20 protein-coding genes, 1 tRNA gene and 1 pseudogene are annotated in these 24325 nt (G+C 70.4%); 18 read left to right on the top strand and 4 right to left on the bottom strand.

All coding sequences use genetic code 11. The annotated features are described in order from the left end of the window. Positions 1-4: 4 nt before the first annotated feature. The 7 genes from ACZ5K7_RS29805 to ACZ5K7_RS29775 all read left to right on the top strand — a co-directional run bounded on the left by ACZ5K7_RS29805 (position 5) and on the right by ACZ5K7_RS29775 (position 7794). A complete protein-coding gene (locus ACZ5K7_RS29805) occupies positions 5-967 on the top strand; it encodes a carbohydrate ABC transporter permease (RefSeq protein ID WP_351707311.1) in 963 nt (320 codons plus the stop codon). Next, the gene (locus ACZ5K7_RS29800; RefSeq protein WP_450972901.1) at positions 937-1821 is read left to right on the top strand and encodes a carbohydrate ABC transporter permease; all 885 of its coding nucleotides are present in this window, start codon (positions 937-939) and stop codon (positions 1819-1821) included. Before ACZ5K7_RS29805 ends, ACZ5K7_RS29800 begins: the two co-directional genes overlap by 31 nt. A 4-nt stretch (positions 1822-1825) precedes the next feature. Next, complete coding sequence (locus tag ACZ5K7_RS29795) at positions 1826-2413, top strand: hypothetical protein (protein ID WP_468917996.1); 588 nt, start codon at positions 1826-1828, stop codon at positions 2411-2413. A 93-nt stretch (positions 2414-2506) separates the two neighbouring features. Further along, complete coding sequence (locus tag ACZ5K7_RS29790; protein WP_468917993.1) at positions 2507-5245, top strand: exo-rhamnogalacturonan lyase family protein; 2739 nt, start codon at positions 2507-2509, stop codon at positions 5243-5245. A gap of 121 nt (positions 5246-5366) precedes the next feature. After that, positions 5367-5813, top strand: coding sequence for an SRPBCC family protein (locus ACZ5K7_RS29785; RefSeq protein ID WP_351707299.1), 447 nt, complete (start codon positions 5367-5369; stop codon positions 5811-5813). A gap of 39 nt (positions 5814-5852) precedes the next feature. Then, positions 5853-5924: transfer RNA gene (locus ACZ5K7_RS29780), tRNA-Val, on the top strand. Between the two features lie 124 nt (positions 5925-6048). Then, a complete protein-coding gene (locus tag ACZ5K7_RS29775; protein ID WP_468917991.1) occupies positions 6049-7794 on the top strand; it encodes a DUF2207 domain-containing protein in 1746 nt (581 codons plus the stop codon). 37 nt (positions 7795-7831) lie between these two features. On the opposite strand, the gene ACZ5K7_RS29770 is transcribed toward ACZ5K7_RS29775, so the two are convergent. Next, the gene (locus tag ACZ5K7_RS29770; RefSeq protein WP_351707293.1) at positions 7832-8557 is read right to left on the bottom strand and encodes a 3'-5' exonuclease; all 726 of its coding nucleotides are present in this window, start codon (positions 8555-8557) and stop codon (positions 7832-7834) included. A 169-nt stretch (positions 8558-8726) separates the two neighbouring features. On the opposite strand from ACZ5K7_RS29770, the gene ACZ5K7_RS29765 reads away from it, so the two are divergent. From ACZ5K7_RS29765 to thrS, 3 genes are all read left to right on the top strand, one after another. Continuing rightward, on the top strand, positions 8727-9293 hold the full coding sequence (locus tag ACZ5K7_RS29765; RefSeq protein WP_351707290.1) for a DUF4365 domain-containing protein: 567 nt from the start codon (positions 8727-8729) through the stop codon (positions 9291-9293). Continuing rightward, entirely contained in the window at positions 9290-10516 is a 1227-nt protein-coding gene (locus tag ACZ5K7_RS29760; protein ID WP_351707287.1) for a hypothetical protein, read from the top strand. The genes ACZ5K7_RS29765 and ACZ5K7_RS29760 overlap by 4 nt, the downstream gene beginning before the upstream one ends. A gap of 110 nt (positions 10517-10626) precedes the next feature. After that, positions 10627-12603: a threonine--tRNA ligase gene (gene thrS, locus ACZ5K7_RS29755; protein ID WP_468917988.1), complete on the top strand. Its 1977-nt coding sequence runs from the start codon at positions 10627-10629 to the stop codon at positions 12601-12603. Between the two features lie 30 nt (positions 12604-12633). Here the strand turns inward: thrS and ACZ5K7_RS29750 are convergent, their stop codons facing one another. Beyond that, complete coding sequence (locus tag ACZ5K7_RS29750) at positions 12634-13296, bottom strand: potassium channel family protein (protein WP_351707281.1); 663 nt, start codon at positions 13294-13296, stop codon at positions 12634-12636. Positions 13297-13363: 67 nt separating this feature from the next. On the opposite strand from ACZ5K7_RS29750, the gene ACZ5K7_RS29745 reads away from it, so the two are divergent. Continuing rightward, positions 13364-13927 carry an HIT family protein gene (locus tag ACZ5K7_RS29745; RefSeq protein WP_468917986.1) on the top strand — a complete coding sequence of 188 codons (564 nt, stop codon included), beginning with the start codon at positions 13364-13366 and terminating at the stop codon, positions 13925-13927. Positions 13928-14038: 111 nt separating this feature from the next. On the opposite strand, the gene ACZ5K7_RS29740 is transcribed toward ACZ5K7_RS29745, so the two are convergent. Next, positions 14039-15682, bottom strand: coding sequence for a hypothetical protein (locus ACZ5K7_RS29740; protein WP_351707275.1), 1644 nt, complete (start codon positions 15680-15682; stop codon positions 14039-14041). Between the two features lie 223 nt (positions 15683-15905). After that, a complete protein-coding gene (locus tag ACZ5K7_RS29735) occupies positions 15906-18104 on the bottom strand; it encodes an elongation factor G-like protein EF-G2 (protein ID WP_351707272.1) in 2199 nt (732 codons plus the stop codon). 223 nt (positions 18105-18327) lie between these two features. Here ACZ5K7_RS29735 and pgsA point away from each other — a divergent pair. From pgsA to ACZ5K7_RS29700, 7 genes and pseudogenes are all read left to right on the top strand, one after another. Next, positions 18328-19063, top strand: a pseudogene (pgsA, locus tag ACZ5K7_RS29730) (phosphatidylinositol phosphate synthase). Then, a complete protein-coding gene (locus tag ACZ5K7_RS29725; protein ID WP_351707266.1) occupies positions 19060-19968 on the top strand; it encodes a phosphatidylinositol mannoside acyltransferase in 909 nt (302 codons plus the stop codon). Before pgsA ends, ACZ5K7_RS29725 begins: the two are co-directional and overlap by 4 nt. Next, positions 19965-21125: a glycosyltransferase family 4 protein gene (locus ACZ5K7_RS29720; protein WP_468917983.1), complete on the top strand. Its 1161-nt coding sequence runs from the start codon at positions 19965-19967 to the stop codon at positions 21123-21125. The genes ACZ5K7_RS29725 and ACZ5K7_RS29720 overlap by 4 nt, the downstream gene beginning before the upstream one ends. Before the next feature lie 157 nt (positions 21126-21282). Then, positions 21283-21846 (top strand): LemA family protein, encoded by a 564-nt coding sequence (locus tag ACZ5K7_RS29715; protein WP_351707260.1) that lies wholly within the window; start codon positions 21283-21285, stop codon positions 21844-21846. 127 nt (positions 21847-21973) lie between these two features. Further along, complete coding sequence (gene pdxS, locus ACZ5K7_RS29710; protein WP_351707257.1) at positions 21974-22879, top strand: pyridoxal 5'-phosphate synthase lyase subunit PdxS; 906 nt, start codon at positions 21974-21976, stop codon at positions 22877-22879. Next, positions 22879-23481, top strand: coding sequence for a pyridoxal 5'-phosphate synthase glutaminase subunit PdxT (pdxT, locus tag ACZ5K7_RS29705; protein WP_362565298.1), 603 nt, complete (start codon positions 22879-22881; stop codon positions 23479-23481). The genes pdxS and pdxT overlap by 1 nt, the downstream gene beginning before the upstream one ends. A 52-nt stretch (positions 23482-23533) precedes the next feature. After that, positions 23534-24286: a YebC/PmpR family DNA-binding transcriptional regulator gene (locus ACZ5K7_RS29700; protein WP_351707251.1), complete on the top strand. Its 753-nt coding sequence runs from the start codon at positions 23534-23536 to the stop codon at positions 24284-24286. Positions 24287-24325: the final 39 nt, after the last annotated feature.

Genomic DNA, 24325 nt, shown 5'->3' with positions numbered 1-24325 from the left:
TGCCGTGACGCTCGTCAAGGACTCCCTGCCCGCAGCGCGCGGGACGCGTTCGGCCGCCTCCGCCGGCCCGGGGCGGCGGCCGGGCCGCCGACGTGAGAACCTCGCCGGCTACCTCTTCATGTCCCCGTGGATCGCCGGTTTCCTGCTGCTGACCGCGGGCCCGATGGTCGCCTCGCTGTACTTCGCGTTCACCGACTACAACCTCTTCAACACCCCGAAGTGGGTCGGGTTCGACAACTTCACCAAGATGTTCGACGACCCCCGCTGGCAGAAGTCGGTGGAGGTGACCGCCAAGTACGTGGTCATCGGCACCCCGCTGAAGCTGCTGCTCGCCCTCGGGGTCGCGATGCTGCTCGCCCAGAGCCGGCGCGGCCAGGCCTTCTACCGGGCCGCCTTCTACGCCCCCTCGCTGATCGGCGCGAGCGTCTCGGTGGGCTTCGTCTGGCGGTCGCTGTTCTCCGACGGCGCGATCGTGGACCGTACCCAGTCCTTCTTCGGCTGGCACGTCGGCGGCTGGGTCGGCAACGCCGACTGGGTGCTGTACTGCCTGGTCGCGCTGACCGTGTGGCAGTTCGGCGCCCCCATGGTCATCTTCCTGGCGGGCCTGAAGCAGGTGCCGAGGGAGTTGTACGAGGCGGCCGAGATGGACGGCGCCGGGCCGCTGCGGAAGTTCTGGAACATCACCCTGCCGATGATTTCCCCGGTGCTGTTCTTCAACGTGCTCCTGGAGACCATCCACTCCTTCCAGATCTTCGGCTCGGCGTACGTCGTCTCCAACACGTACTGCGGTCCGGCCGACGCCACGCTCGTCTACACCTGCTACCTCTACCAGCAGGGCTTCCAGAACGCCCGGATGGGCTTCGCCGCCGCGATGGCCTGGATGCTGCTGCTCGCCGTCGCCCTGGTGACGGCCGTCCTCTTCTGGTCCCAGAAGAAATGGGTGCACTACGAGGAGGCCGCCCGATGAGTTCCCCCGCTCTCTCCCGGAAGCACACCGGCTCGCTCGCCTGGCACCTCGGCGCCCTGCTGATCCTCGCGGTCATCCTCTACCCGGTGGTCTGGGTGATCGGCGCCTCGTTCAAGCCCAGCAAGGACATCATCAACAGCCTCCAGCTGCTGCCGTCCCATCCGATCGTGTCCAACTTCAAGGGCCTCGCCGACGGCATCGCGGACATCTCGATCTGGACCTTCTTCCAGAACTCGCTCTTCTACGCGCTCGGCGCCGTCGTCGGCGTGCTGATCTCCTGCTCGCTCACCGCCTACGCCTTCGCCCGGATCCGCTTCGCCGGCCGCAACCTGCTCTTCTCCCTGATGATCGGCACCCTGCTGCTGCCGTACCACGTGCTGCTGATCCCGCAGTACGTGATGTTCCAGAAGCTCGGCTGGATCAACACCTACACCCCCCTGCTGATCGGGAAGTACCTGGCCACCGAGGCCTTCTTCGTCTTCCTGATGGTGCAGTTCATGCGGAACCTGCCCCGGGAACTGGACGAGGCGGCCCGGCTCGACGGCTGCGGGCACTTCCGCATCTACTGGTCGATCGTGCTGCCGCTGTGCCGGCCCGCCCTGATCACCAGCGCGATCTTCACCTTCATCAATGCCTGGAACGACTTCATGGGCCCGCTGATCTACCTCAACGAGCCCGGCAAGTACACGGTCTCCCTGGGCCTGATGATGTTCCGCGACTCCGACGGCGTGGCCGCCAACTACGGCGGGATGATCGCCATGTCCCTGGTCGCGCTGCTGCCCGTGCTGCTGTTCTTCCTCGCCTTCCAGCGCTATCTGATCGACGGAATGGCGACCTCCGGACTGAAGGGCTGAGGCCGTGGCCGACGACGTACGGGCGAAGTCCACCGCCTTCTCCGACCGGTTCGGCGTCTTCGCCGAATGTCTGCTCACCGGCGTGTGGATCGCCGTCGCGTCCCTGGGAGTCATCACTTACCCGGCCGCCTTCGCCGCCGGCGCCCGGCACCTGCGCCGCCGCACCGGCCAGGTGGGCGGTGGCTGGCGCGAGTTCGTGGGCGACTTCCGGGCCGCCCTGCCCGGTGGCGCGCTCGTCGGGCTGGCCGGCTGGGGCGCGGTCGCCGTCGCCTGGGTGGACGTCCAGGCCGTGCGGGCCGGGCTGCCGGGCGGGCCGCTCGTCGGGGCTGTCGGCCTGTTCGCGGTGATCGGCGTCGCCGTCGCGGGGCTGCGCGCGGCGGCCGTCTGGGCGCCCGGCGACCGCTGGCGCACGCTGCTCGCGGCGGCCGGCCGGCGTACCGTCCTCGACCCCGGCGGCTCCTTCCTGCTCGTCGGCGGAGCGGTCCTGGTGGTCTGTTCCGCGCTGCTCATCGCGCCGCTGGCGGTGCCCGTGCTGGGCGCCGTGGCGGCGGCGGCCGTCGCCGTGGAGGAGCGCCACCGGCGCCGCCGCTGACCGGCCTCGCACCAGGGGCGGCGCCTCCGGCGTCGCACCTCTCTCTGTCATGCCCCTGATCACCCGCACGTGTACGGAAAGGAAAGGCGGACCATGTCTCCCATCCCCCGCAGGTCCCTTCTCAAGGCGGCCGCCGTCGCCGGTGCCGCCGCCCAGTTCAGCTGGGCGCTGGGCGCCAAGGACGCGCAGGCCGCGCCCAGAGCCGAGGCCGCCGACACGGACCCGGTGACCCTGGACTGGCTGGAGGACGGCGGCCTCGGCGCCGCGCCCGGCTCGACCGTCGGGGTGCCCTGGCCGATGGGCGCGTTCCAGGAGGACCAGACCTTCGCGCTGACGGACGAGGACGGCAAGGACGTGCCCGTCCAGTCCTGGCCGATCGCCTACTGGCCGGACGGCTCCCTCAAGTGGACCGCCCACGCGGTGAGTTCCGGCAACGGCACGCTCACGCTCGCGGTGGGCGACGCGGCGGCGCCCGACAAGAAGGTCACCGTCGACAAGAGCGGCGGCACGATCGACGTGTCCACCGGCGTGATCGGCGTGAAGATCGGCAAGAACGGCTCGACGCTCGTCAAGTCGGTCACCCGCGGCTCGACGGAGATCGCCAGGAACGGACGGCTCGTCCTAGTCCGCCAGCCCGAGATCGAGGACGAGGACCAGGGGACGGTCAAGACCGAGCGTTTCGACGGAGCGATCGACTCCGTCACCGTCGAGCAGGAGGGCCCGGTCCGCGCGGTCGTCCGCATCGACGGCAAGCACCGCAAGGGCGGCCGGAGTTGGCTGCCGTTCTCGATCCGCCTCTACTTCTACGCGGGCGCCGACTCCTTCCGGATGGTCCACACGATCACGTACGACGGCACGCAGGAACCGGGCAAGGCGAGCGGTGACTTCATCCGCGGGCTCGGCGTCCGCTTCAGCGTGCCGATGCGCGACGCGGCGTACGACCGGCACATCCGTATCGGCGGTGAGGGAACGGGCCTGCTGCGGGAGGCCGTCCAGGGCATCACCGGGCTGCGCCGCGACCCGGGGGCGGCCGTGCAGGCGGCCCAGTACGCGGGGGAGAAGCTGCCCGACCCGTCCACCTGGGACCAGCGGGTGACGACCCGGTTGCAGTACATCCCGCTCTGGGGCGACTACACCCTTGCCCAGCTCTCCGCCGACGGCTTCACCCTGCGCAAGCGCACGAAGAAGGGGTACGGCTGGATCGCGGCCGGCGGCGGCAAACGTGCCTCCGGGTTCGGTTACGTCGGTGGCGCGAGCGGCGGATTCTCCTTCGGCCTGCGGGACTTCTGGGAGAAGTTCCCCGCCCAGCTGGACATCCGCGACGCCCACACCGACGAGGCCGAGGTCACCCTCTGGCTCTGGTCCCCCGAGGCCCAGCCGATGGACCTGCGCTTCTACCACGACGGCATGGGCCAGGACACCTACGCCGAACAGCTCGAAGGCCTCAACATCACCTACGAGGACTACGAGCCGGAGTTCGGCACCCCCTACGGCATCGCCCGCACCTCCGAACTCCTCTTCTGGGCCAACGAGTCGACGCCGACGCCGCAGACGCTGGCCGACCAGGTCGACGCCGTCCGGGTACTGCCCCAGCTCACCGCGCCGCCCAGGCAGCTCATCAAGGCCAAGGTCTTCGGCCCCGGCCTCTACTCCGAGCCCGACCGCTCCACCGCCGCCAAGGCCAGGATCGAGGACCACCTCGACTTCCTCTTCACCTACTACAAGGACCAGGTGGAGCAACGCCGTTGGTACGGCTTCTGGGACTACGGCGACTTCATGCACACCTACGACACCGTGCGCCACCAGTGGCGGTACGACGTCGGCGGGTACGCCTGGGACAACTCCGAACTCTCGCCCGACCTGTGGCTCTGGTACGCGTACCTCAGAAGCGGGCGCGCGGACATCTTCCGGTTCGCGGAGGCGCTCACCCGGCACACCGGCGAGGTCGACGTCTACCACCTCGGCCAGTGGGCCGGCCTCGGCACCCGGCACGGCGTCCAGCACTTCGCGGACAGCGCCAAGCAGCAGCGCATCTCCAACACCACCTACCGGCGCTTCTACTACTTCCTCACCGCCGACGAACGCGTCGGCGACCTCATGGCCGCCAACGTCGACTCCGACGAGACCTTCCTCGTCCTCGACCCGCTCCGCAAGATCCGCACCGACCCCTACACCCCCGACCGGCACGCCCTCTCCATCGGCTTCGGCACCGACTGGAGCGGGCTCGTGTCGGCCTGGCTGACCGAGTGGGAACGCAAGGGCCCCCGGTGGGAGAAGGCCAAGGCGCGCGTGCTGTCGACCATGGAGGGCATCGCCGCCCAGCCCAACGGATTCGTGCAGGGCAGCGGCCTGTACGACCTCGACACCGGCAGGTTCGCGACCGCCGCGACCCCGGTCGTCTCCGTGTCCCACCTCTCGGCGGTCTTCGGCCTCAACGAACTCTGCGCCGAACTCATCCACCTGACCGACATGCCGAAGTTCAACGAGGTGTACTTCGACTACTGCCGCTACTTCAACGCCACCAAGGCCGAACAGGCGGCACGCTACGGCGCCAACTTCGGCACCCTGCTGCTCTTCCAGGGCCACTCCCGGCTCGACGCCTACGCCGCCGTACAGACCGGTGACGAGACGCTCGCCAAGCGTGCGTGGACGAAGTTCTACAGCTCCGACGGCTATACCGAGTCCTCGCCGTGGAAGACCGAGCCGCTCTCCGGCCCGGTCGCACTGGTGGCGGGCAGCGAGGCGAGCTGGGTGTCCTCCAACGACACCGCGCTGTACGGGCTCGCGGCCATCGAGAACCTCGCCCTGCTGGGCGACAGGATGCCGTCGTAGCAGGTGAGAGGGGGAGCGCCGTCGCACGGGCGGCGGCGCTCGCACCCAAGAGTGTGGTCCAGGTCACTCCGCACGGCATGAGTACGCGTACTCAGATCGATCCGGTGGGCAGACTCCGCCCATGGACTGGACCCACTACCGTTTCCGCAGCCTGTGGCCGTTGCCCGCCGAGTGTGCCGCCGTCTACCAGGCCCTTGAGCGGGTCGAGGACTACCCGCGCTGGTGGCCGCAGGTGCGTGCGGTCAACCGGCTGAACGACACCACCGGCATCATCACCATCCGCTCGGTCCTGCCGTACGACATGACGTTCACCGCACGCGAGACCCTGCGCGACCCGGGCGCCGGCGTGCTGGAGATCGCGATGAGCGGTGACATCGAGGGCTGGTCCCGCTGGACGATCACCGCCGACGGCACCGGCACGCTGGCCCGCTACGACCAGGTCGTCGACGTCAGCAAGCCGCTGCTGCGCCGACTGGCGGTCCCCGGGCGGCCGTTCTTCCGCGCCAACCACCGGCTGATGATGCGGGCGGGACGGCGCGGACTGCTCGGGCACCTACAAGCGGTTTGAACGAAACCCGCCGGTCCCTGTATCGTTCACTGCGTTCCCGGGCGATTAGCTCAGTGGGAGAGCGCTTCGTTCACACCGAAGAGGTCACTGGTTCGAACCCAGTATCGCCCACCGGGGAAAAGCCGGTCTGCACCAGCAGACCGGCTTTTCTGTGTCCAGAGGGGGGCTCATGAGTGGTGGGGAAGGCAAGAGACCGGGACGACGGGGAAAGGTGACGTCCATACGACGGCGCAGGGTGAGGTCGCTGATCGTCGTCGTCATCGTCCTGGTGGTGTTCGGCGGGATCGCCGCCGGCGCCCAGGCGCTCTCGAACAAGGAGCGCGTCACCTCGATGTGGGTCGGTGCCGAGATACGCGCCGACGGAAGCGCTCGGATCACCGAGGTCATCGACTACGACTTCGGCCACTCGGGCGACTCGCACGGCATCTTCCGGGACGTGCCGGGCGATCCCTTCATGGACGACGAGAACCTGCACGTCACCATGGATGGCCACAAGGTCCCGTACGAGGACACGTTCGGCGACTACTACCAGGACGAGAAGGGCAAGCGGGAAATCGCCGACCGGCTGAAAATCGGCGATCCCGACCATCTGGTCAGCGGAATACACCGCTATCGCATCCAGTACGTGCTCCCGGACGTGGTGAAGGGCCGCAAGCTCGCCTGGGACGCCGTCGGCACCGGCTGGAAGGTCGACCGGGCGGATGTCAAGATCCACGTCGTGGACACGCACGGGCTCACCGGAGTCCGCTGTGTTCGGGGCACCGGGGACGACGGGACGCCTTGCACGGCCGAGCAGAGCGAGCCGGGCCACCTCATCGTCGAACTCGACAAGTTGAGCGGCCACGAGGGCCTCACGCTCTACGCCACCGCCGACAAGGCCAGGACCGCCACCGGGGCGGCACTGCCTGCGGCACCCACCGGCAAGGCCGTCGGTACGAGCCTGCCGCACCCGATGCGTACCGGCGGGCTCTTCCTCGCCGCCGCGCTGGCCGCCGTCGCGCTGACGGTGTGCGCGCTGCGCCTCCTCGGGCGCGACCGCCTCGTGGAGGACGGCGGCCGTGAGCGGCGCTTCGCGGTCGGACGGCTCGACCGTAAGGTCACCCCGTCCGCGACACCGCCCGACGAGCTGACCCCGGCGCAGGGCGGCATCCTGCTCGCCGAGACCGTCGAGGACCGGCACCGGGTGGCGTGGCTGCTCACCGCCGCGGCCGACGGCCATCTGAGCATCGGGGGCGGCGACAAGCGCCCGACCCTGAGACGGCTCGACCGCGAGGGGGAGCCGGTCGACCGGGAGATCAAGGACATCCTTGGCACGATGTTCGGCGGCCGCAGCAGCATGACCCTCGGGATGCGCGACGCCCCGTTCAGGTCGGGCTGGGGCAGCCTCTTGACCCGCTTGTCCAACTGGCGTGCGGACAGCGGCCTGTGGGACGTCGACGCCGCACGGCGCGCTGCCGTCGCCGGAAGAGCCGGCCTGATCTCGGTGCTGGTCGGCTTCGTCCTCGTGATCACCGGAGGTGTCCTGACCGGCCGTCGTACCGCCGCCGGATGGCCCGTCGTGCTCGCGGCCGCCGTCGTCGCGGGTGTCGGTCTGGCGCTCGCCGCCCGCGGGTGGGAACTGGAGCGGCGCACCCCGCGCGGTACCGCTCTCCGGCTCCGGGTCGAAGCCTTCCGGCGCTACCTGGCCGACCCGTCCACCTGTCCCGGTGAACTGCCCGTCGACGAGCGGGCGGACCGGTACACGGCATGGGCCGTGGCCCTCGGTGTCGAATCCGCCTGGGAACAGGCCATCGGCGCCTCGACGGCTACGGCTCGGCGGCGTTCCTCCCTCGACTTCAGCGACGTCCTGCTCGCCGCCGTCGTCCTCTCCGCGGCCAGCCCGCCCTCCAGCTCCGGTGGCGGCCGCTCCGGCGGTGGCGGTTCCTCCTCCTCCGGCGGCGTCGGCGGTGGCGCCGGCGGCGGAGGAGGCGGCTCCTGGTGACGTCGAGGCGGGGCGCCGGGGGCCGGCGCCCCGCCCCTCACGCTGCCGTCGGCAGTTCCGGCCGTAGCGGCCAGAACGTGTTCACCGTCTCCGGTGTGCCGCTGCGCGCGAACCAGGCCTGAAGCCCGCGCGCCTGCGCCGCGTGCCACGTCGTCTGCAACGTGTGCAGCTCGGCGGGGCTCAGGCGCTCCAGCCGGGCCGCGAAACGGCGGCCCAGCGCCCGTACGAGATCCAGTGAGGCCAGTGCGTCGGCGGCCGCGTCGTGCGCGCCCTCCAGGGTGACCTCGTAGTGCGCGCAGAGGTCGGTCAGGGTACGGCGGCCCTTTCGGTAGCGGTCCAGATGCTTGTCCAGGACCCGCGGGTCGAGGACGAGCAGGGGGCTCGCCTCGAACCAGCGGTCCAGTGCGGACGCCCGGTGCCGCCGCAACTCGCGGTCCAGGAGCGTCAGATCGAACGGCGCGTTCATCACCACCAGCGGGCGGTGCATCGCCGCGTGCTCGGCCAGTTCCTCGGCTATCTCGTACATCACCGGCGCCGGCCAACGGCCGTTGCGCTGCAGGTGTTCGTCCGTCAGCCCGTGCACCGCCGTCGCCGCTTCCGGCACCGGCATGCCCGGGTTAACCAGCCAGCGGGTCACCCGGGGTCGGGTGCCCGGGGCGTCCTGGACGACGACCGCGGCGGACACGATGCGGTCGGTCTCCACGTCCACGCCCGTGGTCTCCGTGTCGAAGGCCGCCAAGGGCCCTTCGTACCAGCACGTCATGCCAATACAACTCCTCGTTCACCCACGGCAGCTGACGTTCCGTCTTCTGCCCGTTTGGTGATACCCGGGCCGTTTGCGGCGTACGCCGGAAGGACACAACAGGAGTGCGGGTCTTTGCAGTTCAGCGGCCCGCCACGGGGAAACTCTTTGGCTGGGAAGGCTATTGGTCATGGCGATAGCGCAGCCCGAGCGGGGCGGGCTGCTGCCCGAACGCACGGGCCCCCATCGCGGCACACTCGCCACCACCGCCTGCATGGAGACACTGCAGGTGGGATATCTGCACGCCGTCGCCGCGGCGGCCGGCTGCTCGCTCTCGCAGCCGTTCCCGGACAACGGCATCGACTGGCACGTCAGCCATGGCTCGCCCGGTCACACCGTCGACGACGAGGTGACCATCAAGGTGCAGCTCAAGTGCACGTACCAGATCGCACCCAACCCGCCGGGACGTTTCTTCTCCTTCACGCTGGACAACGACCACCTGCGCAAGCTCGCCCGCACACCGGTGTCGGTGCACAAGATCCTCGTGGTGATGCTGGTTCCGCGCTCCCAGGACGACTGGCTGCGCGCCAGCCACGACCGGCTCGATCTGCGCCACTGCTGCTACTGGGTCAACCTGGCAGGGCACCCGATCACCGGCCGGAACCGGACCACCGTGCGGATTCCGACCGCGCGCATCTTCGACGACCGGGCGCTCTGCGAGATCATGACGCGGGTCGGGACGGGAGGACGACCATGAGGCACCGTCCGTACGAGGAGCAGCTGCGGGAAGTCCGGCCGCATCCGGTGGACCCCCACTGGAACCGTCCTCCCGAGCCGGCCGAGGTCGACCCCGCGGTGCTCGGCGCCCTGCTGCGCCGGCACGGCTGGCAGCGGCGCGGGGGAGCCCCGGGGCGCTACGGCCGCTGGACCCCACCCGGGCCGGGCAACACCGGCACCAGCCTGCTCGTACCTGAGAGCCGCGCCTTCCCGGACAGTGACGATCTGCTCGGGGAGGCGCTCACGGCTCTCCTGCGCAGCGGCACGCCCGCCGCGCGTGAGGTGCTGGTCGGGCTGGCGGTGCCCAGCGACGAGATCCGCTGGTGGCGGGACGTACCGAGCGGGCCCGCGGACACCACGCCGTGGACGGTCGAGGAGCAACTGCGCACCGCGGCCCGGGGGACCCTGCTGGCCGGGGCGCTCGCCACGCGCGCGCGTGCCGGTTACTACGGCGCCCGGCACAAGCGTGCGGCCGCCGCCCTGCTGGAGTCCGTCCTCGTGGGCTCGGCGGAGGGCGGTCGCGGCCTGACCGCCTTCGTGCCCGTCGGCACCGGGCGGCCCCTCGCCGTACGCCTCCATCAGGCCCTGTACGCCGCCCGCGAGGCCATCGACTACCAGCGGGCCACCGGCGGCATGGACGCCTTCGACGGAGCCGTCGAGGCGGGCGTGAGCCGTGAGCTGACCGACGCCCTGGTCACGCTCGTGCGCGGCACCGAGGGCGCCCGGATCTCCGTCGAGTGGGCACCGGGCGCCGGGGTCCCCGACGACTGCGCGTCCACCGCCGAGCCCGTCGAGTTCTCACCCGGCGACCTGCCCGTACTGCGCGAGGCCGGCGCCCGCTTCCTGCGTGACGAACCCTCCGTACCGGTCCGGGTCACCGGCACCGTGGTCCGGATGCGCCGCTCGGAGCCGCGCGGCGAGGGCGCGGTACGGCTGCGGGTCATCGCCGGCGCCGAGGTGCCGTACGTCCGGGTCACCCTCGACGAGGAGGACTACCGGATCGCCGGGCAGGCCCATCTGGTCGGGCTCCCGGTGCGGGTGCACGGGCGGCTGGAGAGCCGGGGCGGGTTCCGGCGGCTGTCCGGCGCCTCCGGGGTCGTACCCGTGCAGGTGGACGAGGCGGAGCGGGACGGGCTGATGAAGTCGCTCCAGGAGAACCTCGACTTCTTCGAGGAGGCGTGCAGCGGGGACGACTGCGACTGACCGCGGACTGTGGGTGACCGTTTAGCGGTCGGTGGGGCCGGGTCGGTACGATCCGGTATTGCGCGCGCTCCTGGTATGGCGCCGCATCCACCTTCAGGCAGGAGAGACCGGTGTCAGACGTCCGTGTGATCATCCAACGCGATTCCGAGCGGGAAGAGCGCGTGGTGACGACGGGGACTACGGCCGCCGAGCTCTTCGCCGGCGAGCGCTCGATCGTAGCCGCGCGGGTGGGCGGCGAGCTCAGGGACCTCGCGTACGAGCTGAAGGACGGCGAGACCGTCGAGGGTGTCGAGATCTCCTCCGAGGACGGTCTCAACATCCTGCGCCACTCCACCGCGCACGTCATGGCGCAGGCCGTGCAGGAGCTCTTCCCGGAGGCCAAGCTGGGCATCGGCCCGCCGGTCAAGGACGGCTTCTACTACGACTTCGACGTCGAGAAGCCCTTCCACCCCGATGACCTCAAGGCCATCGAGAAGAAGATGCAGGAGATCCAGAAGCGCGGGCAGAAGTTCTCCCGCCGCGTGGTGACCGACGAGGCCGCCCGCGAGGAGCTGGCCGACGAGCCGTACAAGCTGGAGCTGATCGGCCTCAAGGGCTCGGCGTCCAGCGACGACGGCGCGGACGTCGAGGTCGGCGCCGGTGAGCTGACGATCTACGACAACCTGGACGCCAAGACCGGCGAGCTGTGCTGGAAGGACCTCTGCCGCGGTCCCCACCTGCCGTCCACCCGTCTGATCCCGGCGTTCAAGCTGATGCGCAACGCGGCCGCCTACTGGCGCGGCAGCGAGAAGAACCCGATGCTCCAGCGCATCTACGGCACCGCCTGGCCGTCCAAGGACGAGCTGAAGGCGCACCTGGACTTCCTCGCCGAGGCCGAGAAGCGCGACCACCGCAAGCTGGGCAGCGAGCTGGACCTGTTCTCCATCCCCGAGCAGATCGGCTCCGGGCTCGCCGTCTTCCACCCCAAGGGCGGCATCATCCGCCGCGTGATGGAGGACTACTCGCGCCGCCGGCACGAGGAGGAGGGCTACGAGTTCGTCTACACCCCGCACGCCACGAAGGGGAAGCTCTTCGAGACGTCCGGGCACCTGGACTGGTACGCCGACGGCATGTACCCGCCCATGCAGCTCGACGAGGGCGTGGACTACTACCTCAAGCCCATGAACTGCCCGATGCACAACCTGATCTTCGACGCGCGCGGCCGCTCCTACCGTGAACTGCCGCTGCGGCTCTTCGAGTTCGGCACGGTGTACCGCTACGAGAAGTCCGGTGTCGTGCACGGCCTGACCCGGGCCCGCGGTTTCACGCAGGACGACGCGCACATCTACTGCACCAAGGAGCAGATGGCGGACGAGCTCGACAAGACGCTCACCTTCGTCCTGAACCTGCTGCGCGACTACGGCCTCACCGACTTCTACCTGGAGCTGTCCACCAAGGACCCGGAGAAGTTCGTCGGCTCCGACGAGGTCTGGGAGGAGGCCACGGAGACGCTCCGCGCGGTCGCCGAGAAGCAGGGCCTGCCGCTCGTCCCCGACCCGGGCGGCGCCGCCTTCTACGGCCCGAAGATCTCCGTGCAGACCAAGGACGCCATCGGCCGCACCTGGCAGATGTCGACCGTGCAGCTCGACTTCAACCTGCCCGAGCGGTTCGACCTGGAGTACACCGCCGCCGACGGCTCCAAGCAGCGCCCGGTGATGATCCACCGCGCCCTGTTCGGCTCCATCGAGCGGTTCTTCGCGGTGCTCCTGGAGCACTACGCGGGCGCCTTCCCGGCATGGCTGGCGCCGGTCCAGGCGGTTGGCATCCCGATCGGCGACGGACACGTCGAGTACCTGCAGAAGTTCGCGGCCGAGGCCAAGAAGAAGGGCCTGCGGGTCGAGGTCGACGCGTCGTCGGACCGGATGCAGAAGAAGATCCGCAACGCCCAGAAGCAGAAGGTGCCCTTCATGGTCATCGCGGGCGACGAGGACATGACGGCCGGCTCGGTCTCCTTCCGCTACCGCGACGGATCGCAGGAGAACGGCATCCCGTTCGAGGAGGCCATCGCCAAGATCGCGCAGGTGGTCGAGGAGCGGGCCCAGGTCTGATCCCACCCGGCGTCGAGGGGCCCTCGGAGATCACCTCTCCGGGGGCCCCTTCCCTTCCTCGCCCTCCAGCGCGAACCGCTGGAGCAGCATCGAGGAGAACGAGCCGGTGACCGTTCCCAGCAGCGCCAGACCGCAGGCCATCAGCCCGACCGCGATGGTCCGGCCGAGCGGGGTCACCGGGACGACGTCGCCGTAGCCGACGGTCGCGAGCGTCTCGCAGGTCCACCAGACGGCGTCGCCGAAGGTACGGATGCTGGCGCCCGGGGCGGCGCGCTCGGCCTGGTAGACGGCGAGCGCGCCGGCGAAACCCAGCAGCGCGATCGACAGCCCCGCGTAGACCGTCACGCGCGCGTACAACGACAGCCGGGGACGCCCGCGCCGGCGCTCCATCGCCTCGTAGGTCCGTACGATCCGCACCGGCCGCAGCAGGGGCAGCACCAGGACGAGCGTGTCCAGCCAGTGCCGTCGTACGAAGCCGGGCCCCTCACCGCTGAGCCGCCAGCGCACCGCGTAGTCGACGGCGAACAGCGACCAGGCGGCGTAGGTCAGCGACAGGAACAGGTAGTGCACGGCTCGGGGCAGACCGGGCGCCAGCACATGCACCGCGTACGAGCCCAGGAAGACCAGTGACCCGATGGCGAGCGGGAGGTCGGCCCACCGCTGCCAGCGGGTCAGCCGGCTGTCGTCGTCCATCCGCCCAGCTTCGCCGCCGGTCGGCTTCCCCTGGCCCCGGCGACACGCTGCGAACGGGCGAAGCCATATGCTGCCTAGCATGACGAGTGAGCCGGAGCAGCAGATCGGAGTGGGGACGCAGGACGCGTTCCAGCGCCTGTGGACGCCCCACCGGATGGCCTACATCCAGGGCGAGAACAAGCCGACCGGCCCGGGGGCCGACGACGGCTGTCCCTTCTGCTCGATCCCGGCCAAATCCGACGAGGACGGTCTGGTCGTCCGGCGCGGCGAGCACGTCTACGCGGTGCTCAACCTGTACCCGTACAACGGCGGCCATCTGATGACGGTCCCGTACCGTCATGTCGCCGACTACACGGACCTGACCGGCCCGGAGACGGCCGAGCTGGCCGAGCTGACCAAGCAGGCGATGACCGCCCTGCGCACGGCGTCCGGTGCCCAGGGCTTCAACATCGGCATGAACCAGGGCGCGGTGGCCGGCGCGGGCATCGCGGCCCACCTGCACCAGCACATCGTCCCGCGCTGGGGCGGCGACACGAACTTCATGCCGGTGGTGGGTCACACGCGCGTGCTGCCGCAACTGCTGGCCGACACCCGCAAGATGCTGGCCGAGGCCTGGCCGACGGCAGCGTGATCAGCCCGTCCGGCGTGTGAGGACGAGGCCTTTCAGGCCGAAGCGGGGGTGTGAGGGCGGCACCCCCCGGGTGGCGTCCGCGACCCCCTCCTCGGCTCTGCCGCCGGAGTCTCACGCGTCGTACTTGTCCGCCTTCTTCGGTGACGCGTCCTGGACCGCTCCGCTGAGGTTCCCCGCCCGCGAGGTGAACTTGTCGATGTCGACGTCGTGCTCCTTGAGGACACTGAGCGCGGCCCGGTGCACGGCACGGAGTATCGGCGTGGCCGCGCGCAGCGCGTCGTCGGCCATGAAGCGGTGGTCCCAGGGCTGGTCGGCCCAGGCGTGCCGCAGACCGAACGGCTCGGGCAGCCCTATGGAACCGCCGAGCCACTTCAGCAGCGGCGGGTACCAGGTGATGGTGGCACGGGCGGCGAGACGGACCACCTCGTCGGTGGTGACCAGCGGCAGCTTGACGGTCCGGGTCTCCCAGAACCGCACGGTCTTGGCGACCGTCTTGGTGGGAGCCTCGGGCTTGCCGTTGAACAGACCGTTGACCGGGCCCAGGGCGTGTCCGGAGACCTCGATGCGGAGGGTCTCCTTCAGCACGGTCACGGTCGCCATCATCGTGATGATCAGGTCGCCGTTCCACAGGTACGGCCACTGCACGCCCAGGTAGTGGCGTTCGCCCTTGTCGAAGTGGTTGCTGTTGCAGATCCGCTCCACGTCGGCGGGCCCCACCTTGTAGTCGGTCCCCTCGGGCCTGGACACCGCCTTGGCGCCCGCTCCGACATGGGTGACGATCCAGTGCTTGACCTGGGGCTCCGGGAAGCCGCCGGTCTTCAGGTGCTGCCGGTGCAGCACGCTCAGCTCCTTCTCGATCTCCCGGACGACCGTCCAGGCCCGGAACTCGTGGACGCCCTTGACCGGGTCGAGGGGGACCAGTTCCTCCGCGAGCACCCAGGAACCCCAGCGGGTGCCCATGCCGAGTATGCCCTTGGTGCCGGCGTAGAAGACCGAGTTGGACTGCTGCTCGGCGCTGAGCCGGGCCAGCGACTGGCGCAGCTGCTCGGCCGCGGCCTGGTCGGGGCTGGTCGGCACCGCCTCGGGGACCTTCGCGCCGACGCTGCCGCCGGAGAGCAGGCCGTCCCAGGCCCCGCGCAGGTCCTTCGCGGTGGTCTCGCAGAGCCGCTTGGCCAGATACCAGCCGACGACGGGGAGCACGATGCAGCCGCGCGCGTACCAGCCCCAGAAGCCGGTCAGCGGCATGCGGATCAGGAAGATCACCGCGAGCACGCCGACGGCGGCCAGCAGGGCGCTGCCGAGCCCGGAGACCCGCTTGTCGCCGGCCTTCAGCATGGTCGCGCGGAGCTGGAAGACCAGCAGCCAGACCACCAGGCCGGGCAGGAACAGCACGCCGCACAGGAACATGACGGCGGTCAGGCGCTGGTCGCGTTCCTTGCGGATGCGGTTGGCGGCGAGGCAGTGCTCGACGACCACCTGGGGTTCGCTGCCGAAGGACTGGATGAGCGGTTTGCGGCCGACGCCCAGCATGCGGTCGATGACCGCCTGGGAGTACGCCTCACCGAAGTTGGGCCGGAAGATCTTCGCCCACTTGCGGCCCTCGTTGACCGTGGACTGGTGCCATTCGTTGTCGGCCTTCTTGATCTCCTCCATCGGCGTGTCCCGGTAGGCCGCCGAGGCCAGGGCATAGGTCGGGGCCTGTGCCTCGCCGCCCGGCCTGGGCACCTGTGGCCCGAAGAAGTCCTCGAAGCTCATTCCCGCCCCCACTTGCCGCTGTCCCGCTTCTGCGGCCTTCCCGACTTCCGTACTCCGCACACCTGTTGATCAAGTACTCAGAGTATCCCCGGCCACCGACAACCGTCGGCGGACGGCCGAAGCCGTCCGCCGAACACCTTTGTCGTCGACCGTGACACCTTGTCGCCCACGACGACCACGACGCCTACGACGCCCACGACGCCTATGACGACTATGAAGCCAACTACGAGGCTTCCTTCACCTGTTCGCGAATCTTCTCGGCGATCTGCGGGGGCATCGGCTCGTGACGGGCGTACGAGCGGCTGAAACGCGCCGTGCCGTGCGAGAGGGAGCGCAGGTCGACCGCGTACCGGCCGATCTCGAACTCGGGCACCTCGGCCTTGATCAGCGTGCGCCCGCCGCTGGTCTGCTCGGTGCCCAGCACCCGGCCACGCCGCCCGGACAGGTCGCTCATCACCGCACCCACGTAGTCGTCGCCGACCAGCACGGACACCTCGGCCACCGGCTCCAGGAGATGGATCCGGGCATCCGCGGCGGCCTCCCGCAGCGCCAGCGCGCCCGCCGTCTGGAAGGCGGCGTCGGAGGAGTCCACCGAGTGCGCCTTGCCGTCGAGAAGGGTGACCCGCACGTCGACGAGCGGGTAGCCGGCCGCGACGCCCTTGGCGGCCTGGGCCCTGATGCCCTTCTCGACGGACGGGATGAACTGCCGGGGCACGGCGCCGCCGACCACCTTGTCGACGAACTCGATGCCGGAGCCGCCGGGCAGGGGTTCCACCTCGATCTCGCAGATCGCGAACTGCCCGTGCCCGCCGGACTGCTTGACGTGCCGGCCGCGTCCGGCGGACCGGCCGGCGAACGTCTCGCGCAGGGACACCCGGTGCGGTACGACGTCGACCTGGACGCCGTACCGGCTGCGCAGCCGCTCCAGGGCGACGTCCGCGTGCGCCTCGCCGAGGCACCACAGGACGACCTGGTGGGTGTTCTGGTTCTGTTCGAGCCGCATGGTCGGGTCCTCGGCGACCAGGCGGGACAGGCCCTGCGAGAGCTTGTCCTCGTCCGCCTTGCTGTGCGCCTGGATGGCGAGCGGCAGCAGCGGGTCGGGCATCTCCCACGGCTCCATGAGCAGCGGGTCGTCCCTGCCGGAGAGGGTGTCCCCGGTCTCCGCGCGGCCGAGCTTCGCCACACACGCGAGGTCACCGGCGATGACATGGGTGACCGGCCGCTGCTGTTTGCCGAACGGTGTCGACAGGGCGCCGATCTTCTCGTCCACGTCATGGTCCTCGTGGCCGCGGTCGGCGAGGCCGTGCCCGGAGACATGGACCGTCTCGTCGGGGCGCAGGGTGCCGGAGAAGACCCGGACCAGCGACACCCGGCCGACGTACGGGTCGGAGGCGGTCTTCACCACCTCGGCGACCAGCGGACCGCCCGTGTCGCAGGGCTTGATGTCGCGCGGCTCGCCGTCGATGGTGGTGACCCCGGGCGTGGGGTGCTCGAACGGGGTCGGGAACCCCCGCGTGACCAGCTCCAGCAGCTCCACCGTGCCCAGCCCCTGGCGGGCGCCGTCGGTGGCCGGGGCGGCGGCCAGGACGGGGAAGAACGCCCCGCGCGCCACGGCCCGCTCCAGGTCCTCGATCAGCGTCTTGACGTCGATCTGTTCGCCGCCCAGATAGCGGTCCATGAGGGTCTCGTCCTCGCTCTCCGAGATGATCCCCTCGATCAGCCGGTTGCGGGCCTCGTCGATGTCCGGCAGCTGGTCGGGGCCGGGCTCGGACTCCTTGCGCTCCCCGGAGGAGTAGTCGAACAGCTTCTGCGTGAGCAGCCCGACAAGACCGGTCACGGGCGCGTGCCCGTCCGGTCCCTGCGGGCCGTGCAGCGGCAGGTAGAGGGGGAGCACGGCGTCGGGGTCGTCGGCGCCGAACGCCTCGGCGCACACCCGGGTCATCTCCTCGAAGTCCGCGCGGGCGGCCTCCAGGTGCGTGACGACGATCGCCCGGGGCATCCCGACGGCCGCGCACTCCTCCCACACCATCCGGGTCGAGCCGTCCACCCCGTCCGAGGCCGAGACGACGAAAAGGGCCGCGTCCGCCGCGCGCAGACCGGCCCTCAGCTCACCGACGAAGTCGGCGTATCCCGGGGTGTCCAGGATATTGATCTTGATTCCGTCCCAGTCGACCGGTACCAGCGACAGCTGTACGGAGCGCTGCTGCCGGTGCTCGATGTCGTCGTAGTCCGAGACCGTGCCGCCGTCCTCCACCCGGCCCGCCCGGTTCACCGCTCCCGCGGTCAGCGCGAGAGCCTCCACCAATGTGGTCTTGCCCGATCCGGAGTGGCCGACCAGTACCACATTCCGTACGGACGCGGGGTGGTCGGCCGCTGTAGCCCTGCCGGCGGCTCCGGGGTGTTCCTTGACCTTGTCGCCCATGGCCTTGCCTCCCGTGCACGGTGAGGTCTGTGTGGGCGCGGGCGAGCATGCCGGGCCGCGTGCGGCGGCGGCTTCGATGACGCCCGCGGTTATTCGAGCTTTCCACTCCCGTCACGGTGCGTCCATACGAAGGACGTGATCGCGCCCGCGAGCCCCTCCGCGCGCCGCCGCCGGTCCCGTCCTGCGAGTGCCCGGCCGTCGTACACACGCGCGCGTGGCTACGATGGGCCAGCCGGGGTGGCCAGCAGGGGCCGCACGGCGCAACGACCGTCGGGAAGGCCATGCTGAACAAGTACGCGCGTGCATTTTTCACGCGTGTCCTCACACCGTTCGCCGCGTTTCTCATCCGCCGGGGTGTGAGCCCGGACACGGTCACGCTCCTCGGCACGGCCGGAGTCGTCGCGGGCGCGCTGGTCTTCTTCCCCCGGGGCGAGTTCTTCTGGGGCACGATCGTGATCACGCTCTTCGTGTTCTCGGACCTGGTGGACGGCAACATGGCCCGCCAGCTGGGCCGCACCAGCCGCTGGGGCGCCTTCCTGGACTCCACCCTGGACCGGGTCGCCGACGGCGCGATCTTCGGCGGCTTCGCCCTCTGGTACGCGGGCAACGGGAACAACGACGTCCTGTGCGCCGTCTCCATCTTCTGCCTGGCCAGCGGGCAGGTGGTGTCGTACACCAAGGCGCGCGGCGAGTCGATCGGGCTGCCGGTGGCCGTCAACGGTCTGGTCGAGCGCGCCGAGCGCCTGGTGATCTCGCTGGTGGCGGCCGGTCTCGCCGGTTTCCACAAGTTCGGTGTGCCGGGCATCCAGATCCTGCTCCCGATCGCCCTGTGGGTGGTCGCGGTGGGCAGCCTCGTCACGCTGGTCCAGCGGGTCGTCACGGTCCGCCGTGAGTCCGCCGAGGCGGAGGCCGCGGCCGAGCGGGAGAAGGCCTCCCACGGGAGCGAGGCCGGGCAGTGACCGCCGCCGACCGGCTCACCGACGGTCTGTACGGGCTCGGCTGGAGCACCGTCAAGAAACTCCCCGAGCCGGTCGCCGTGCGCCTCGGCCGGACCGTCGCCGACCTCGCCTGGCGGCAGCGCGGCAAGGGCGTCCAGCGCCTGGAGTCCAACTACGCGCGTGTGGTGCCCGACGCGAGCCCGGAGCGGCTGCGCGAGCTGTCGCGCGCGGGCATGCGGTCGTACCTGCGCTACTGGATGGAGTCCTTCCGGCTGCCGGCCTGGAGCGAGGACCGGATCCGGGCCGGTTTCGACGTCAAGGACGTCCACCACCTCACCGACGGTCTCGCCTCCGGCAAGGGCGTGATCATCGCGCTGCCGCACCTGGCCAACTGGGACCTGGCCGGCGCCTGGGTCACCACCGAGCTGAAGACCCCGTTCACCACGGTCGCCGAGCGCCTCAAGCCGGAGACGCTCTACGACCGTTTCGTCGCCTACCGCGAGGGCCTCGGCATGGAGGTGCTGCCGCACAGCGGCGGCTCCGCCTTCGGCAACCTCGCCCGCAGGCTGCGCGAGGGCGGCCTGATCTGCCTGGTCGCCGACCGAGACCTGTCCGCCTCCGGCGTCGAGGTCGATTTCTTCGGCGACACCGCGCGGATGCCCGCGGGACCGGCCCTGCTGGCCCAGCAGACCGGCGCGCACCTGCTTCCGGTGACCCTCTGGTACGACGACACTCCCGTCATGAAGGGCCGGGTGCATGCCCCGATCGACGTCCCCGAGTCAGGTGACCGGGAGTCGAAGACGTCTGTCATGACACAGGCGCTGGCCGATGCCTTCGCCACCGGGATCGCCGACCATCCGGAGGACTGGCACATGCTCCAGCGGCTGTGGCTCGCCGACCTCGACCCCGCGAAGGGACCGTCGTGAGGATCGGCATCGTCTGCCCGTACTCCTGGGACGTGCCAGGTGGCGTCCAGTTCCACATCCGTGACCTCGCCGAGTACTTCATCCGCCTCGGTCACGACGTCTCCGTCCTTGCCCCCGCCGACGACGACACCCCTCTCCCGCCGTACGTCGTCTCGGCCGGCCGCGCCGTCCCGGTGCCCTACAACGGCTCGGTGGCCCGCCTCAACTTCGGCTTCCTGTCCGCCGCGCGGGTGCGCCGCTGGTTGCACGACGGCGCCTTCGACGTGGTCCACATCCACGAGCCGACCTCCCCGTCCCTCGGCCTGCTGACCTGCTGGGCGGCGCAGGGCCCGATGGTCGCGACCTTCCACACCTCCAACCCGCGCTCCCGCGCGATGATCGCCGCGTACTCGATCCTCCAGGCCGCCCTGGAGAAGATCAGCGCCCGGATCGCGGTCAGCGAGTACGCCCGCCGCACGCTGGTCGAGCACCTCGGCGGGGACGCGGTGGTCATCCCCAACGGCGTCGACGTCGACTTCTTCGCCAGGGCCGAGCCGCGCCCCGAGTGGCAGGGCGACACCATCGGCTTCATCGGCCGGATCGACGAGCCCCGCAAGGGCCTTCCGGTGCTGATGAAGGCCCTCCCCAGGATCCTCGCCGCCCGCCCGGAGACCAGGCTCCTGGTGGCCGGCCGCGGCGACGAGGCGGCCGCCGTCGAGTCCCTGCCCGCCGAGCTGCGCTCCCGAGTCGAGTTCCTCGGCATGATCAGCGACGAGGACAAGGCCCGCTTCCTGCGCAGCCTCGACCTGTACATCGCGCCCAACACGGGCGGCGAGAGCTTCGGCATCATCCTGGTCGAAGCCCTCTCGGCCGGGGCCCCCGTCCTCGCCTCCGACCTCGACGCCTTCGCCCAGGTCCTGGACCAGGGGGCGGCGGGCGAACTCTTCGCCAACGAGGACGCCGACGAACTGGCGGAGGCCGCGCTACGGCTCCTGGCGGACCCGGAGCGCCGGGCCGCGCTGAGCGCACGCGGCAGCGTGCACGTACGCCGCTTCGACTGGTCGACCGTGGGCGCGGACATCCTGTCCGTCTACGAGACGGTGACCGCGGGCGCGGCCGCGGTCGCGGCGGACGAACGCCCGGGCCTGAGAGCCCGCTTCGGACTGGCACGGGACTGAGCGCCGAGCGCTCCGCCGGGAGTGCCGCGATGTGCCGTCGTTCGGCCGCAGCGCCGTCGTGGCTGGTCGCGCCCGCGCGGCGGCAGCCGTATGTCGGATAGGGCCCAGCGCCCCTTTGGGGCGCACTGCCGTGGGAGCGTCCTATAGCGTTCCGCCCGTGACCGCAACGCTCATCTGGACGCTCTGGATTCTCGCCGCCCTCGTCGTGACCGGCCTCTATCTGAGCTGGACCGCGGGGCGGCTCGACCGGCTGCACGCGCGCATCGACGCCGCTCGCGCCGCCCTCGACGCCCAGCTGCTGCGACGCGCCTCCGTCGCCCAGGAGCTGGCGACCTCCGGGGTGCTGGACCCGGCCGCCTCGATCGTGCTCTACGAGGCCGCGCACGCCGCCCGGCAGGCCGAGGAGGACCAGCGGGAGGTCGCCGAGAGCGACCTGAGCCAGGCCCTGCGCGCGGTCTTCGAGCACCCGCAGCAGGTCGAGGAGGTCCGCGCGGCCCCCGGCGGCGAGGCCGCGACGAGCGAGCTGGCCGAGGCCGTACGCCGGGTGCCGATGGCCCGCCGCTTCCACAACGACGCCGTCGGCGGGGCCCGCCGGCTGCGCGAGCACCGCAAGGTCCGCTGGTTCCGGCTGGCCGGGCACGCCCCCTTCCCGATGGCCTTCGAGATGGACGACGAGCCGCCCGCGGCACTGGTGGACCGGGGCACCGGACCGGCCGCCTGAACTGCGGCGGGGCGACCCCGGAGGGCCAAAAGGATCCACCGGCTTGCCATTGGCCCTTGCTGTGGACTGGTCCACTCGCGTTTCCTCGGTGTTTGCAGAAATCCTCTTTCACCCAGTGAGGTCACCCGTGTCCACCGTTGAGAACCAGGCCCCCGAGACCGGCACCGCCCGCGTGAAGCGCGGCATGGCCGAGCAGCTCAAGGGCGGCGTGATCATGGACGTCGTCACGCCGGAGCAGGCGAAGATCGCCGAGGACGCGGGCGCCGTCGCCGTCATGGCCCTGGAGCGGGTCCCGGCCGACATCCGCAAGGACGGCGGCGTGGCCCGGATGTCCGACCCGGACATGATCGAGGGCATCATCGAAGCCGTCTCCATCCCGGTCATGGCCAAGTCCCGGATCGGTCACTTCGTCGAGGCCCAGGTCCTCCAGTCGCTCGGCGTCGACTACATCGACGAGTCCGAGGTCCTCACCCCGGCCGACGAGGTCAACCACTCCGACAAGTGGGCCTTCACCACCCCCTTCGTCTGCGGCGCCACCAACCTCGGTGAGGCCCTGCGCCGGATCGCCGAGGGCGCGGCCATGATCCGCTCCAAGGGCGAGGCCGGCACCGGCAACGTCGTCGAGGCCGTCCGCCACCTGCGCCAGATCAAGGGCGAGATCGCCAAGCTGCGCGGCTGCGACAACAACGAGCTGTACGCCGCCGCCAAGGAGCTGCGCGCCCCCTACGAGCTGGTCAAGGAGGTCGCCGAGCTCGGCAAGCTCCCGGTGGTGCTGTTCTCCGCCGGCGGCGTCGCCACCCCGGCCGACGCGGCCCTGATGCGCCAGCTCGGCGCCGAGGGCGTCTTCGTCGGCTCCGGCATCTTCAAGTCCGGCGACCCGGCCAAGCGCGCCGCCGCCATCGTCAAGGCGACCACCTTCTACGACGACCCGAAGATCATCGCGGACGCGTCCCGCAACCTCGGCGAGGCCATGGTCGGCATCAACTGCGACACCCTCCCCGAGACCGAGCGCTACGCGAACCGGGGCTGGTGATGACCACTCCGGTGGTCGGAGTCCTCGCGCTCCAGGGCGACGTACGGGAACACCTCGTCGCCCTGGCCGCGGCCGACGCCCTGGCCAGGCCGGTCCGGCGCCCCGAGGAACTCGCCGAGGTGGACGGCCTGGTCATCCCGGGCGGCGAGTCCACCACCATCTCCAAGCTGGCCGTCCTGTTCGGCGTGATGGAGCCTCTCCGCGCGCGCGTGCGGGCCGGAATGCCCGTCTACGGCACCTGCGCGGGCATGATCATGCTCGCCGACAAGATCCTCGACCCGCGCTCGGGCCAGGAGACGATCGGCGGCATCGACATGATCGTGCGCCGCAACGCCTTCGGGCGGCAGAACGAGTCCTTCGAGGCGGCGGTCGACGTCAAGGGCGTCACGGGCGATCCTGTAGAGGGCGTGTTCATCCGCGCCCCCTGGGTCGAGTCGGTCGGCGCCGCGGCCGAGGTGCTCGCCGAGCACGACGGTCACATCGTCGCGGTCCGCCAGGGGAACGCCCTCGCCACGTCGTTCCACCCGGAGCTGACCGGCGACCACCGCGTGCACTCCTTGTTCGTCGACATGGTGCACGCGAACCGGGCGACGGAGTCCTAGTAGGATCTCTGGCGTTCGTTGCAGAGATGGGTTACGCGAAGGAGACAGGCAGATGTCCGGCCACTCTAAATGGGCCACGACGAAGCACAAGAAGGCCGTGATCGACGCCAAGCGCGGCAAGCTCTTCGCGAAGCTGATCAAGAACATCGAGGTCGCCGCGCGTATGGGCGGCGTCGACATCGAGGGCAACCCGACGCTCTACGACGCCATCCAGAAGGCGAAGAAGCAGTCGGTCCCGAACAAGAACATCGACTCCGCGGTCAAGCGCGGCGGTGGTCTTGAGGCCGGCGGCGCCGACTACGAGACGATCATGTACGAGGGCTACGGCCCGAACGGCGTCGCGGTGCTCATCGAGTGCCTCACCGACAACCGCAACCGCGCGGCCTCCGACGTCCGCGTCGCCATGACCCGCAACGGCGGTTCCATGGCCGACCCGGGCTCGGTGTCGTACCTCTTCAACCGCAAGGGCGTCGTGATCGTCCCCAAGGGCGAGCTGACGGAGGACGACGTGCTGGGCGCGGTGCTCGACGCGGGCGCCGAGGAGGTCAACGACCTGGGCGAGTCCTTCGAGGTGCTCAGCGAGGCCACCGACATGGTCGCGGTCCGCACCGCCCTCCAGGACGCCGGCATCGACTACGACTCCGCCGAGGCCAACTTCGTCCCGACCATGCAGGTCGAGCTGGACGAGGAGGGCGCCCGGAAGATCTTCAGGCTGATCGACGCCCTCGAGGACAGCGACGACGTGCAGAACGTCTTCGCCAACTTCGACGTCAGCGACGAGGTCATGGAGAAGGTCGACGCGTAACACGCGCACGGGCTGAACGGACCGAACGGGCCGACGGGA

Source organism: Streptomyces sp. NPDC031497 (assembly GCF_055580905.1).
This window is presented reverse-complemented; position numbering and strand designations above follow the sequence as displayed.